The sequence below is a fragment of the Baaleninema sp. genome (genome assembly GCF_049974805.1).
In the GTDB taxonomy this organism is placed as follows: domain Bacteria; phylum Cyanobacteriota; class Cyanobacteriia; order Cyanobacteriales; family Geitlerinemataceae; genus Baaleninema.
Map to the genome: position 1 here is coordinate 58,924 of NZ_JBNGCO010000009.1, position 13,899 is coordinate 72,822.

The 13,899-nt window shown below is 55.1% G+C and carries 11 protein-coding genes; 7 read left to right on the plus strand and 4 right to left on the minus strand.

Annotation, left to right across the window (positions count from 1 at the left end; all coding sequences use genetic code 11):
* Positions 1-116: 116 nt before the first annotated feature.
* Positions 117-1,304 carry an HhoA/HhoB/HtrA family serine endopeptidase gene (locus tag ACP5D4_RS03515; RefSeq protein ID WP_428010241.1) on the minus strand — a complete coding sequence of 396 codons (1,188 nt, stop codon included), beginning with the start codon at positions 1,302-1,304 and terminating at the stop codon, positions 117-119.
* A gap of 193 nt (positions 1,305-1,497) precedes the next feature.
* On the opposite strand from ACP5D4_RS03515, the gene ACP5D4_RS03520 reads away from it, so the two are divergent.
* From ACP5D4_RS03520 to ACP5D4_RS03535, 4 genes are all read left to right on the plus strand, one after another.
* Positions 1,498-2,127, plus strand: a complete 630-nt coding sequence (locus tag ACP5D4_RS03520; protein ID WP_428010242.1) for a hypothetical protein — start codon at positions 1,498-1,500, stop codon at positions 2,125-2,127.
* A gap of 494 nt (positions 2,128-2,621) precedes the next feature.
* Positions 2,622-3,932, plus strand: a complete 1,311-nt coding sequence (locus ACP5D4_RS03525; protein ID WP_428010243.1) for a sensor histidine kinase — start codon at positions 2,622-2,624, stop codon at positions 3,930-3,932.
* A 66-nt stretch (positions 3,933-3,998) separates the two neighbouring features.
* Positions 3,999-4,529 (plus strand): molybdenum cofactor biosynthesis protein B, encoded by a 531-nt coding sequence (gene moaB / locus ACP5D4_RS03530; RefSeq protein WP_428010244.1) that lies wholly within the window; start codon positions 3,999-4,001, stop codon positions 4,527-4,529.
* Between the two features lie 251 nt (positions 4,530-4,780).
* Positions 4,781-6,910 (plus strand): FAD-dependent oxidoreductase, encoded by a 2,130-nt coding sequence (locus ACP5D4_RS03535; protein WP_428010245.1) that lies wholly within the window; start codon positions 4,781-4,783, stop codon positions 6,908-6,910.
* On the opposite strand, the gene ACP5D4_RS03540 is transcribed toward ACP5D4_RS03535, so the two are convergent.
* Positions 6,882-7,427, minus strand: a complete 546-nt coding sequence (locus ACP5D4_RS03540) for a hypothetical protein (RefSeq protein ID WP_428010246.1) — start codon at positions 7,425-7,427, stop codon at positions 6,882-6,884. The two genes, ACP5D4_RS03535 and ACP5D4_RS03540, sit on opposite strands and share 29 nt — an antisense overlap.
* 396 nt (positions 7,428-7,823) lie before the next feature.
* Between ACP5D4_RS03540 and ACP5D4_RS03545 the strand changes: the two genes are divergently transcribed.
* The 3 genes from ACP5D4_RS03545 to ACP5D4_RS03555 all read left to right on the plus strand — a co-directional run bounded on the left by ACP5D4_RS03545 (position 7,824) and on the right by ACP5D4_RS03555 (position 11,013).
* A complete protein-coding gene (locus tag ACP5D4_RS03545; RefSeq protein ID WP_428010247.1) occupies positions 7,824-8,990 on the plus strand; it encodes a polysaccharide deacetylase family protein in 1,167 nt (388 codons plus the stop codon).
* Between the two features lie 183 nt (positions 8,991-9,173).
* Complete coding sequence (locus ACP5D4_RS03550; RefSeq protein ID WP_428010248.1) at positions 9,174-10,226, plus strand: 3-deoxy-7-phosphoheptulonate synthase; 1,053 nt, start codon at positions 9,174-9,176, stop codon at positions 10,224-10,226.
* Positions 10,227-10,230: 4 nt separating this feature from the next.
* Positions 10,231-11,013: a hypothetical protein gene (locus ACP5D4_RS03555; protein ID WP_428010249.1), complete on the plus strand. Its 783-nt coding sequence runs from the start codon at positions 10,231-10,233 to the stop codon at positions 11,011-11,013.
* Here ACP5D4_RS03555 and ACP5D4_RS03560 read toward each other — a convergent pair.
* Positions 10,981-12,630, minus strand: a complete 1,650-nt coding sequence (locus ACP5D4_RS03560; RefSeq protein ID WP_428010250.1) for an HD domain-containing phosphohydrolase — start codon at positions 12,628-12,630, stop codon at positions 10,981-10,983. The two genes, ACP5D4_RS03555 and ACP5D4_RS03560, sit on opposite strands and share 33 nt — an antisense overlap.
* An 88-nt stretch (positions 12,631-12,718) precedes the next feature.
* Positions 12,719-12,994, minus strand: coding sequence for a 4a-hydroxytetrahydrobiopterin dehydratase (locus tag ACP5D4_RS03565; protein WP_428010251.1), 276 nt, complete (start codon positions 12,992-12,994; stop codon positions 12,719-12,721).
* Positions 12,995-13,899 lie beyond the last annotated feature (905 nt).

Sequence of the window (13,899 nt, forward strand, 5' to 3'; positions counted from 1 at the left end):
AACCGCGACGGAGAAACAGGACTTTTTCCGGGTTGCGATCGCGCCCCGACGCACCGAAAAAACGAATCCCGTCTCTCCCACTGTACAGGAGAGACGGGATATCATAAGTGACAAATCTACGATCGCGTCGGTTGCAATTCTCCCGTCCGTACCCGCAGTTGCAAAGTTCGGTTATCCCGCAGGACTTGGAAACGCAACACCTGTCCCACCTGACTGTTTTCCACAAACCGCTGGAGTTCGTCGGCGGTTTCGATCGCCTGTCCTTCGATGGCCGTAATCACGTCGCCGCGACGCAATCCCGCCGCTGATGCCGGACTGTTAGGCACCACGCGCATCACCAGAACCCCTCGTTCTTCCGGAACTCGCAACGGCGCGTTCGGATCGCGATTGTTTTCCCGAGCCAACTCGGGCGTCAGCGTAATCATTTGAATGCCAACGAAAGGATGCTCTACGTTCTCACCCCGCGCCAGTTGGTCTTTTACGGCTTTGACGGTATTGATGGGAATCGCAAAGCCGATCCCGTTGGCGTCGGCGCGAATGGCGGTGTTCACCCCAATCACGCGCCCCTGTTCGTCGAGGAGCGGTCCGCCCGAGTTACCGGGGTTGATGGCAGCGTCTGTTTGGATGAAGTCGAGGCGTTTGTCGGGAATTCCCACTTGGGCGCTCGAACGGTTTAAGGTGCTGACAATGCCCAGCGTCACCGTATTATCGAGACCGAGGGGGTTGCCGACGGCGATCGCCCAATCCCCCACTTGCACGCGATCGCTATCTCCGAGGGTCGCAACGGGTAAACTGGTCTTGCCCGCATTGATTTTCACGACGGCGAGGTCAGTTACGACATCGACCCCCATCACCTGTCCCTCAAACTCCCGTCCGTCTTTGAGTTTCACCGTCACGCGATCGGCTTGGTTCACCACGTGCGCGTTGGTGAGAACGGTTCCGTCGCCGTCGATGATGAATCCCGAACCTTGCCCCCGTTGCAGTTGTTCGCGGGGCATGGAGGGGAAAAATTCATCGCCGAAGAACTGACGGAAAAAGGGATCGTCGAAAAAAGGATCGACATTGCGGGTAATGACGCGCTCCGTGTCGATGCGGACCACGGCCGGCCCGACTCGGTTCACGGCAGCGGTCACGAAACTGCCCCGCGCTCGTGCGAGGCTAGGGGGTGGGGCGGTGTCGGCGGCCACGGGTGCCGCTTGCGTCGGTAAAACGTTGCCGACACCGAGCGTCAACAGAACGCCAAGGGCGATCGCTACAAGGTGAGTTGGGGAAATCGAGGTTTTAAAAACTTTAGTCCATCGCATAGTAGTTGTATCTTTACGAATGGAAATATCTGAGGAGTCAGAACAACCTTGAGAAGTTGAAATCGCTTGAGGGCGGTATTTCGATCGTCTGACCGTGACACTATTTTGCCAGGTTGTTCGAGAGGCGATCGGTACGGATGTCCGCTCGTTGGGGCAGCACAACAAATATGCAAGATAATGCTAGGAGGTGTCGGTGAAACGCAGCAATCGATATATTGTCGAGACCCTATTCGAGATTTTGGGAACGGTGGCGATCGCGGCACTGTTACTGACTTCAGAAGCGATTTGGCAGCCCAAGCCAGCGGTGTCTTCCAACGAGGCTGCCAGCGAAACGTCAGTTCCCCTGCGGGGGGACGGCTGGCAGGAACTGGAGAACCTGGGCGCGGGGTTTGCCGTGGCCATGCCCCCCGGAACGGTACGGGAAGGCATCGAACCTGTGGAGACGAGTCTCGGAGATCTCGATGTTTATGTTTTGGGCATGGATCTCGACGATCGCGCCTTTGCGGTGATGGTGGCTGACTTTCCCGATTTTTTCGCGGCCGTTCCCCCTTCAACGCTGTTTGAGGGAGCCATCGAGGGCGTCGTCACCAACGTGAACCAACGTTTGACCCCCGATCGCCGCATTTTTCTATCCGGACATCCCGGTATGGAGATGTTTTACGAAGGAGACGATGGTTTGGTCTACAGACATCGCCTGTATTTGGTCGATCGCCGCCTGTATCAGCTTATGGCGGTAATTCCCCTCGATATTTCTGAAGCGGAACGGAACGAGTTTTTCGACGACGCTCGGCCGTTTTTCGATTCGTTTGAATTGCTCGATTGAACGGCTCGAGTATTCGAGGCGATCGCCCGCTGCCTTCCCCTCGGCGAAGGCGTCCGCAGAGCCGCGACAGACGACCGATAAGAGAACCGACAAACCGCTAAATTTGGCCAGTTGAACAGACCGACTGGGCTGGCGATCGAACTCGTTTGACTGAGCCATTTAGCCATCCGATCTGCCGCGCGAAACCCCTTGTCGCCAATCGCTTTTCACACAGACCATCGAGGCTGCGAGACCCTTTTTAGCTCAAATCGGATTACAGTATGTTGTACGATTTTAATTTAATTGGATATATTTTGAGATATATTTATTTCACTTCTATATTAAGCAAAAAATTTTAAATATGGCGTTAAGAATAAGTTAAAATTTGGTTAATTTTTTTTCGACTTCTTGAAGAATATACGATCGGTTTCATGAATAGATGAAATTTAGATTAAACTAAAACTATATCTGCAATACCCAACAAAAATACTCGAAGCTTTCACGAGTTTTCAGCTATGGCTGCACCACTCCTCTCTTCGATCGAATCTCCTTTCTCAAGCCGTCCGAACTCGTTCAAATCGAACTTGAGTTTAGACTCGACCCTCGAAGAACTCTCGTTACACGACTGTCAAATCGAAGTATCGCGCCCCGGTCGCGAGGTCGTACAACTTTTCGATGTCGACTCCTTGTTACCAGGGGTGATTCTCGTCGATCGCGGTCGATTAGTCGGCGTTGTTTCGCGGCGACGCTTCCTCGAACACATGAGCCGTCCTTACGGGGTCGAACTGTTTTCTCGTCGTCCCATCGCATCCCTGTACAATTTCGCTCAAACCGAGGTTCTCTGTTGTCAGCGAGAGACGCTGATCGTCATGGCCGCTAGGCGATCGCTTCAACGGCCGCCCGAACTCCTTTACGAACCGATTCTCGTCGAAATCGAACCGAACGAATATCGACTGCTCGACGTTCACCAACTCCTCGTCGCGCAATCGGAAATCCACCAACTCACGACTCAACTCCTCAACGAGCAAACCAAAGCTCAAATGATGCAAACGGAGAAAATGTCGAGTTTGGGTCGTATGGTGGCGGGAGTCGCTCACGAAATCCGAAATCCCGTCAACTGCATTAACGGAAACATGGGATTTCTGACCAACTATTTTGAAGATTTGATGGAGGTAGTCGAAGCCTACGAGAACAGTTCAAACATGAGTGACGAAGACCTCGAAGACCTCAAAGACGATATTGAATTCGACTTTCTCAAGCAGGATTTACCCAAAATATTAGCCACCCTGAAAGTCAGCGCCGAACGGCTGACGCAAATTGTCAGCAGTTTGCACAGTTTTTCCCACGTCGGTCATGGCAGCCGCAAACTTGCCGATTTGCACGACTGTCTCGAGAGTACTTTATTAATTTTAAGTAACCGTCTCAAAAAAGGAATTGAGGTGGTGAAAGAGTACGGCGACTTGCCCTTAGTGAAATGCTATTCCGGGCAGTTGAGTCAGGTCTTTATGAACCTGTTGAGCAATGCCATCGATGCCTTAGAATCGCCAGAATCTCCCCAGGAGTCGCCTCGCATTACCATTAGCACAACCGTCGTCGAGGACGAGTGGGCGATCGTGAGAATTGCCGATAACGGTCCCGGCATTCCCGAACCGATCCAACAGCGCATTTTCGAGAACTTTTTTACTACGAAACCGCCAGGAAAAGGAACGGGATTAGGATTGGCGATCGCCTATCAAATCGTCACCGAAAACCACGGTGGAGAACTAACCTTATCCTCTGAGTCCGGCGTCGGGGCAACCTTCGAGATTCGCTTGCCGCTGCGATAACTGGGGCGATATTATCGCAAAGTTGGCGATCGCAGCGATCGCATCGAAACCAATCAACCGAAACCTATGGCGGGTATTGACGAATCGCGGGCGTTCCTTGCCGTCAACATTGCCGTGTTGACGGTATCGGATACGCGAACCTTCGAGACAGACAAATCGGGACAAGTGTTAACCAGCGCGATCGCCGAAGCGGGACACCATCTCGTCGATCGCGCGATCGTCTCCGACGACTGCGAGGCGATCGTCGATCGCCTGAAAACCTGGATAGCCAACCGCGAGATCGATGTCATTATCACCACAGGGGGAACCGGAATTACCGGACGAGACGTAACGCCGGAAGCCTTTCAGCAAGTTTGCGAAAAAGACATCCCCGGTTTCGGAGAATTGTTCCGCCATCTCAGCTACCGCAAAATCGGCGTGGCGGCGTTGCCATCTCGGGCAACCGCTGGCGTTGCGGGGGGAACCTATTTATTTGCCTTACCGGGGTCTTCCGGCGCCTGTAGCGACGGCTGGAACGAGATTTTACGCTGGCAGTTGGACAGCCGCTATCGTCCCTGTAACTTAGTGTCGTTGATGCCTCGCCTGTCGGAAAAGTGAACCGACAAACACCAGAGGGGACAGCAGTGCGATCGCCAATTCGACCCACGCGAGGCAGCAACCCGGCAAAAACTCGATCTTCGGGAATTGCCACGTCAAAGAAAGAGCTAGATACCGGGGGACTCGCGATCGCCCGTGCCTTCTCCGGGGGAGGGCAACACCAAAAAGATTCAATACCATAGTCAATACCCTAGAATGCCAACCCAGAATTCACGCCCTCGATCGCCCCGTTCCTGTCTTAACCGATTCCGATGTCTCAGACCTTCGATTTCATCCTGTTCGGAGACGAAGTACCGGGTATCCTCGGACTCGTCAGCGCCGCGCGAGAATACCACCGACAAACCGGCCAGTTTCCCCGCAGTCTCGTCCTGACCAAAAGTAACGCCAGTCTGGGACTCGGCGGCCACTTAGTGCGAGGGGAACTCTCCTATCTCGATCGCAGCAGCATTCCCTACGACCTTCGCCAACGCTACAACCTCGACAGCTTCGGCGATCCGCCCAGCATTTACCGAGAATTCCTCGATCGCGCGGGCGTCGATTGGATTGCCCTCGATCCCCAAGCCGCCGATTCCGCCTTGCGGCGAATGCTCTCCGAAGTCGGTGCTTACGTCCTCAGCCACATCGAGATCGATCGCGTCCTCAAAACCGGAAACCGCATTTCCGGCATCCACCTGACGCGGGGCGATACCTACTTCGCCCAACAGTTTATCGACGCCACCGTTAACGCCGAACTCGCCCAAGCCGCAGGGGTCGAAAAACTCTCCGGCTTCGCCACCTTCGGACTCCCCGAAGCCGAACTTCCCGTCACCCTCTGCTTCCAAACCCACGGCCTCAGCCTCGCCCGCCTCAAACAAGTCGAAGCCAGCTATTTCAAACACCTCACCACCCCCGGCAACAGCATCGGCAAATACTGGTTTAAAGCCGCTTCCGGAGGCAACGACAGCCTCGCCAACTGGCTGCGTCAAAGCCTCACCGACGCCGAGGGGAACTGGCTGACCCTCTATAGCGATCGAGACTTCGTAGACGTTCGCAGTCGCGCCCTCAGCATCGCCTACCACGGACACCGCAACAAACCCTTTTCCCTCAAAAACACCGGATTTCTCTTCGACAACGGCAACATTGCCGTTCTCTCCAACGATCGCCTCTCGTGGAATTCCCTGCTGTTTTTCGTCACCGGGACGGAAGCCGAAACCCTGGCCCGCAACGACGCCAAACCCACCCCCGCCATGCTGCAAGAATTCCAAAACCTGCGGCGGTGGTTCCAACACTATCTCGGCGCCCGGGACGTCACCCCAGCCCCGGAACTCTACATCCGCCACGCCGGAAACGTAACGGGGGTTGTCTCTCCCCTCAGCGGCGCGAAAATGCTGGAAGGGGGTGTCGATGTCGGCGAAGCCTTGGGCACCTTCGGCTATCATTTCGACGTGCGCGGCGGCATCGAAGGATTGGGACGAAAAGCCTCAGAAAAGGGCTATCAAAGCATCAGCGTGCATACTAAACCCCTGTTTAACATCGGCATCGGCCACGCCCAAATTCGCGACCTGCCGAATCTGGCGGTGGTGAGTCCTGCGTCTGGATTTGAGGGATACGCTTCGGCGGCTGGACGTATCGTCGAGTTTAATGTCGGCGTCGGTCAAGGGGTAGGAATTGCGGCGGCCTTAGCGTTGCGTCAAGGCAGACCCCTGGCGGAGATTGCCAATTCAGAAGTTCGGGACGTTTTGAAACGCCAGCAAAAATTACCGAAAGTCTTTGGGATCGCACAACCGGAGTTTGCCGAGTTTCTCCAAACCTTCGAGAAAACCCTCGCCCCCGAGAAACTCCCCCGGCCGACCGGGTTGGTGGATATTGCGGGACATTGGGCGCAAGCCCACATCCAACGTCTGTTCGATCGCGGCATCGTGGCCGGTGTGGGCAACCATCGCTTTCGTCCCGAAAGTCCCCTGACGCGGGCTGCCTTTGCGGCTATTCTCGCCCAAGCCTTCGATCGCCCCTTCGTCCGCGAGGCACAAACCTTTATCGACGTACCGCGCAATTTTTGGGGATACGAGGCGATCGTCAAAACCAACCGCATGGGCTTCCTGACGGGATTTCCCAACGGAACCTTTCGCCCCGGTCAAAACGTCACCCGCTTACAAGGGTTTTTGGCTGTCGTTAGCGGCTTAAATCTCAATAACGAACCCGTCGATCCCGAGGTGTTGTCCGTTTACCGCGATCGCGCCGCTATCCCCGCCTATGCCGTTCCCGCTCTCGCCCAAGCCACCGCAGCCGGACTCGTCGTCAACCACCCCGATCCTCGCCAATTACGACCGATGGAAGACATGACTCGGGCTGAGGTGGCCGTCACCATCGACCTTACCTTACACTACCTTGAAACCCTCTAGGAAACTCGGTCGCACAGGTATTTAAGATGTCGCGATCGCGATCGCTGAGGGCGTCGATGCGGTAAAACCCTTCAAATTCTGGCGCCACAGCCACCTCGGCCGTCGTCGCGATCGCCGAATCGTCTCGAACCACCGCATACTCGTAAGCGGTGCGATCGTAACTGTTGACCACCGTAACTTGGAGGTGGTGAGGGCTAACGCGTCCGTAGAAGCAATCGAAAGAAGAACGAGGCATATAAAACGCACCGACGGCGCGGTTGTGGCGCACCTCGAACACCATATAAGCGGTTCCGATGCGGTTGGGAACGGGGTCTTCACCGTATAGATACCTCCCGTCGGGAACGGGGGAGATCTCCTCCGTGGGTTCGGCTTGGGCGATCTGGGTTTGAGCAGTTTGGGCGCGATCGAGATGGCTTGTCGCCTCCGACGGCGATGGTGTAGAACCGACGGCCTTGAGTAGCGCGACGTCTTTTATCGGACTGACTGTCGCCAATAATGCCATCGGCAAGGTAGCCACAGACCACAGCGATAAAGAGTTGAAATTCAATCGATTGAATTGAAAATTGAATTGAAAATTGAATTGAAAATTGAATTGAAAACGTTTTTCGGACACCCCGCTCCCCTCCTAGTCCTGTATAGTCTCTATTTTTATCGTAAAAAGAGCTTCATTCCCATAGATGAAGTTTTCCGAAGATCGTTACAACACTTTAGATTCGAGCAGTTTTTACACCGAAATTTCCTCGATTTTGAACTGTTTTTCCTTCCGGTCGGAAAACTTTTCCGAAAATCTCGCCAATCTCTTGTATCGATCGATACGGGTGTCTTTTGAGGGAACGAACGTTCTCCAACGAAGGGCTTTGCGGGAAGAGACAACTCGGGCTAGACTAACCCCGGAACCTTCAAATCCCCCGTTGTGGCGTTTGTTTCTCCCGGTCGAGCGATCGCGCCGAGGGAGGTATCCCGCCGCCTTGGAAAACCGATGGTCGTCAGTGGGCGCGATCGCTTCTCTGTCGCCCCGTCCTCGTTGCGACGGCTTACCTTAACCTTCCGTTTGTTCCCCACTCCTCAACTCAACATGAAAAAGCCCACGTTCCCGCGCGTTCCGTACCCACTTGCCCCCCAGGGCAAACGCCGCCCGGTCAAACGACGGCGTCCCATCGAAAAGCATTGCGAACCGTTGGGGAAAAAACTCGTCTCCACAAGTCTGCTTAACCTGGGTTTTTTACTGCTGGCGTTTCGTCCGATGCCGCAAGAGATGTTGCAGGCCACCCTGCCTCAAGAGGAAGCCAGCGCTTTACCGACGGTTGAAATTCCACGAGTGCAAGCGGTGGTTGCCCGTCACGCCCAAACCTCCTTACAGCAAGTCGATCGCATTTGGGACAATACCCAAGCTCAAATCCAACTCGAACAAAATCCCCCCATCGTCTATCACGTCGCCCCGGAAGCGTTTCGCGGTCAAACTGTTTACGACGTACCGCTTCCCTCTCAAGATCGCGTCGTCGCCTTGACCTTTGATGACGGCCCCTGGTCGAACACCCCTGAAATTCTCGACATTCTCCGCAAACACAACGCCCACGCCACCTTTTTCGTCATCGGCCGCCACGCAGAAAACAACCCCGATTTGTTACGCCGTATCGTGGCAGAAGGTCACACCCTCGGAAACCACAGTTGGAACCATCGATATCACCCCGTGGGGACGGCTGAAGCGATGCAGGAAATCGATCGCACCTCGGAGTTTATTTACGAGGTCACGGGGGTTCACACTCGCTTTTTCCGTCCGCCGGGGGGCAACCTCACCAACGGTTTGGCCGCCCATGCAGCCGGACAGGACTACGCCGTGATGATGTGGTCTCTCGATAGTTTGGATTACGCAGTGTCAGTCCCCGAAATCGTCTCCAACGTGGTCGATCGCGCCGCTCCCGGTGCGGTAATTCTACTCCACGACGGCGGCGGAAATCGTGCCCGCACGGTGGCGGCGCTGCCTCAAATCCTCGATCGTTTGGAAGCAGAAGGTTATCGATTCGTGACGTTGCCGGAGATGATGGAACTGTCGGTGTCTCGCCGTCAAAAAAGCCAGTAGCCCTTAGTGCGGGTATCCCCTGGCGCCCGAGAAGAGGCCACGGCGGGAATTCCCCACAAGCGAACGCAGCCCGCCTTAAATTGTCCGTAAAGTCTCGCGATCGCCCGGCTGGATCGATCGATAAACTGTTTTAAGATAAGAGATCGCCGATCGACCTCAATTCGCCATCTTCCGATACGCACGATGCCGCAACAACTTTTCGACACTCATATCGCCAATTCGCAGGTACTCCTAACCCCTGCGGAAATTAAAGCCAAACTTCCCCTGACCGATAGCATGGAGCGAACGGTTTACGCCTTTCGCCGCCAGATCGAAGAGATTATCGATCGCAAAGATTCTCGCTGCTTTGTTGTCCTCGGTCCCTGTTCGATTCACGACGTAGACGCAGCCCGCGACTACGCCCGCCGCTTGAAAGATTTAGCCGACCGCGTCCGAGACCGACTGCTGCTGGTCATGCGAGTATACTTTGAAAAACCCCGTACCACCGTCGGTTGGAAAGGACTGATCAACGATCCCGATATGGACGATTCCTTCCACATCGAAAAAGGATTGTTACTGGCTCGGGAATTACTCCTCGATATTGCCGAACTGGGACTGCCCACCGCCACGGAAGCCCTCGATCCCATCGTGCCGCAGTATATCAGCGATGCGATCTCTTGGTCTGCCATTGGCGCTCGCACCATCGAATCCCAAACCCACCGGGAAATGGCCAGCGGGTTATCGATGCCCGTCGGTTTGAAAAACGGCACCAATGGCAGCATCGAAGTGGCCGTCAACGCCATGAAAGCCGCCCGAGGCCCTCACAGCTTCTTGGGAATCGACGAACTCGGCCGCGTGAGCGTGTTCAACACCAGCGGCAACAACTACGCCCACATCATCCTCCGGGGCGGCGGTGGCCAGCCGAATTTCGATACGAACTCGATTCGCCAAGTGGAAAGGCAGTTAAAAGAGGCGGGATTGCCCCCTCGTCTGGCCATCGATTGCAGCCACGGCAATTCGAATAAAGACCACAAGCGTCAAGCGGGGGTGTTTCAGAACGTGGTGCGCCAGGTCTGTCAGGGGAATTCCTCCATCGTAGGTATGATGTTGGAATCGAACTTGTTCGAGGGCAATCAAAAGATTCCCCAGGATTTGAAGGATTTACAATACGGCGTGTCCGTAACGGATAAATGTATGGGTTGGGAGGAAACGGAACGCGCCGTTTTAGAGGCACACCAACTTTTGAGCGATCGCTAGTCTCGTGTATCTCTCGCGGTTAGAACGGTTTCGCGGCGCGTTACTCGGTGCCGAACTGGGGTATCGTCTGAGTCGGTCTCCCGATGCCGCTCCCGTTTGGATGGGAGAGGCGCAACGGGAGGCGATCGCACGATGGGTTCGGGGGGAAGACGGCGATCGCGCCGTCTGGTCTGAAACGCCGCTGTTTGGAGTGTGGCTGATGGCGTTGCTGTTTCACGACGACAGCCATCGCTTGCGCGATGCCGTCGATGAACTGTTGAAACCGCCCCCTTCGCAACGGTCGGAGGTGTTAGGGATGGCGTTGACGGCGGCCGCTGCCATCGGCGATCGCCTCGACCTCGACTTCCTGGCCGAGACCTTCGCGCAACAGCATCTCGACCCCGAGTCCGAGTTAACCCCCCTCAGACAACGGCTTGAGGGGAGACCGACGAGAGAGGCGGACGAGTCCCTGTTGTCTCGGGTACTGTACGCCGTTCTCAGTTGTGGGGGAAACTGGCCTTTGGCAGTGGCGAGACTGCGGGGATGGGAACGCCATCGCACCCGTGCTTGTATCCTGGCGGGGGGACTGTGCGGTGCTTGGCGCACCCGCGTCAGCTTGGGCGCGGTGTTTCGCGCCAGCCTCGACAATGGCGAAGACCTCGACGCCGCAGCCTGGCTGTTGTGGCAGCGTTGGGCGGGGCGGTTGGAATTTCAGCCGTGGGACGGGCGCGATCGTATCGCTTGGGGACCGCCGGGAACCCTGCGCCCTCGTCGCTCACGCCGTTCGCAACCGCCTCGCTTGAGGTGAAGGGGCGACGCTGGCGTAAACCTGCTGTTCCTCGAAGATTTTCAGTAAATCCGGGTTAATGGCGTACTTCGTGGCTTCTCGAGAGAGAATTTGCAGGGCGGCGTTGGGGGCGAGACCGTGTTTGTACGGGCGATCGCCCGCCGTGAGAGCGTCGTAGATATCGGCGATCGTCAATATCTGAGTTTGTAGGGGGATATCTTCTTCGGTTAAGCCGCGCGGATAACCGCTTCCGTCGAGTTTTTCGTGGTGGCCGTAGGCGATTTCGGGAACGGCGGCAAGGCTTTTCGTCCAGGGGATCTGTTTGAGAAATGCGTAGGAATGGCTGACGTGAGCTTCGATGGCAGACCGTTCCGCTGGCGTCAGGTTCCCCCCCCGGGACAGGCTCAACTGAGCCAGTTCCTCTTCGGTAATTAGGGGTTTGCGGCGACCGTCTACGTCGGTGTAAGTGTAGGCGGCCAGTTCCTGCAACTGTTGTAAGCAGGTCTCCGACAGCACCGCCGGTTCGTTAGCCCTCAGAACGAGTTGCCAGTATTCGTCGAGTTGGGCGATGCGGTTTTCGAGTTGTCGGTCCCACTCGAGGGAGTCTGGAGGGGGCGAGGGGTCTTCTCCGTCGGCGGCGTCCGGGCGATCGTGCAGGCGATCGCACAGATGGCGATATTTTTCCTGAAGACATTCGAGTTCTAAGGTGCGCCTGACCAGGTGAAAGCGTTGGCGTATCGTCTCGAGTCGTTCGGGATAGAGTTTTTTGGCTTTGACTAAGATGGCTTCGGGAACGCCGATTTTACCGAAATCGTGTAGCAGTGCGGCGTAACGTAATTCTTGTATCTGTCGGTTGTCGAAGCGCACCGACTGTAAGGGGCCGCTTTCGGCGTTGTTGACGGCTTCGGCCAGTTTCACGGAAAATTGTGCCACTCGTTCGGAATGCCCCGAGGTACAGGGATCGCGCATTTCAATGGCTTGTACGGAGGTGCGGACGAAGCCTTCAAAGAGATGTTCGATTGCCTCTTGCAGGTTGTTCCGTTCGATGGAAATTCCCGCCTGACTGGCCAGGGAACTCACCACCCGTTCTTCCCATTTGGAATAGGGTTGGGTCATCTCCACGACGTTGGCGGGGGTTAACTGAACGTCAGGCCGGGTTTTGCGATCGATCAGTTGCAACACCCCGATGACATCTCCCGTGCGATTTCGCATGGGAATCGCCAGTACCGATCGTGTTTGGTAGCCCAGATCGCGATCGAAATTGCGGTTGAGTTTGTAGGGCGCCCCTGGCGGTGGATTGTAGGCGTCGGGGAGATTGAGGGTTTCTCCCGTGAGGGCGACGTATCCCGCTAAGCTGTGGGGCGTTAGCGGCATGGCAAATTCCCGAAACGAAATATTCGGTCGGGAATCGTTTTGTGCGGTTTTAAACAGCAGTTTGGGATAGTCGTCGCTTCGATCGACCAAATACACGCTTCCCGCGTCGCTACAGGTAATTTCTCGGCTTTTTGAGAGAATCAACTCCAGCAGTTCCGAAAGGTTGTAACTCCCGGAAAGGGCAGTGCCGATTTCTAGCAACTGTTCGACGAGTCCGAGTCGAGGGTCGTCGGTATGGAAACTATCGGGGTCGCAAACTGACACGATCGAAATCGGATCGTCGATCCGAGGAAATTTGAACGCGACTCGGGAAGCGATGCTTGGGCTTTCGCGCCCTGGGCGCTCTGGCTTTTTACAGCTTCGAGATGGTCTGAGCCATCTCGAAATCGGCTTCGGTTAAGCCTCCAGCATCGTGGCTGGTCAGACTGACCGTGACTTTATTATAAGAAACGGACAAGTCCGGATGGTGTCCCGCTTGTTCGGCGGGTTCGACTAAGCGATTTACGAAGTCGATCGCTTTGACGAAATTCTCAAAGGTAAAGGTTCGTTGGATTTCCTTACCGTGTAATTCCCAACCGGACAGTTCCTTGAGTTGGTTTTGGATTTCGCTGTCGTTTAACAGTGCCATAGGATTTCCTTGCGAACGTCTGTTTTCGAGAAATTTTCCGTAAAAACACGGACGATCTCGATAACTTGTTTTTAAAGATAGCGTAGTTTTACGAGGGTTCGATCGCGATCGCTCGCTTTTAAACGGACAGGAGTTACGCAGTTGTCAGGTCAGAAACGCGGTTTTTCGCGACCCCTTGCGGGCTGAAATAGCAGAATATACTGTCTTACCGGGTTTCGGCGTAAGTCCTAACGGAATTCAAACGGGAAGTTTCCACATTTGTCGATCGAATCGATCGCAATTTCATTGAATTTAACTTTAAATTTAATTTTAAATTTAAGCGATCTCAGGCAGCTCTGGCAACCCTCAAAAACTATCCGCTCTTGCTCGGGCGTACCTCGATCGGCACAGAAGAGCAAGAGCGGTCTAGCGGATCTACAGATTGGAACCTGACTGCCGGGAGGAACTCCAAGTTAGCTTGTCCTCCGGCGCGAAACTCGTTTGCGCGGACGCGCAAGCTGTCGCTTAGAGAACAGCCCCGGCACACAGCCGGTACAGTCCAACCTGGAAACCCTTAACGTTACTACAACTATCCTGCACGGGCACCACCTCCAGATTTTCAAACAACATTGAGAAGCTCTTGGCTCTCACTGCCGCTAGGATAACACAATCAAATCAGAATCGACCGTGCGCAGATTTTTTCCCAATTTTTTACCCTCCAAAAGCGATCGCGCCCAAAAAAAATCCCCCGCCAGACAGCAGGGGAACTCGTTTTGGAATGGAAGTCGATCGCCATCTCATCACGATCGAAATGCAATACCAACAAACTTACAGAGCGTTACCGCGAGGCAGAACCTCTTCGGGGAACTCTAAGCCTTCGTGGGGTTGGTCGGTAGGTGCCATCCAAGCCCGCAAACCTTCGTTCA

Coding starts and splice junctions, on each gene's coding strand:
- ACP5D4_RS03515 (WP_428010241.1), bottom strand. CDS start 1,304: ATGCGATGGACTAAAGTTTTTAAAACCTCGATTTCCCCAACTCACCTT.
- ACP5D4_RS03525 (WP_428010243.1), top strand. CDS start 2,622: ATGGCTGCACCACTCCTCTCTTCGATCGAATCTCCTTTCTCAAGCCGT.
- moaB (WP_428010244.1), top strand. CDS start 3,999: ATGGCGGGTATTGACGAATCGCGGGCGTTCCTTGCCGTCAACATTGCC.
- ACP5D4_RS03535 (WP_428010245.1), top strand. CDS start 4,781: ATGTCTCAGACCTTCGATTTCATCCTGTTCGGAGACGAAGTACCGGGT.
- ACP5D4_RS03550 (WP_428010248.1), top strand. CDS start 9,174: ATGCCGCAACAACTTTTCGACACTCATATCGCCAATTCGCAGGTACTC.
- ACP5D4_RS03565 (WP_428010251.1), bottom strand. CDS start 12,994: ATGGCACTGTTAAACGACAGCGAAATCCAAAACCAACTCAAGGAACTG.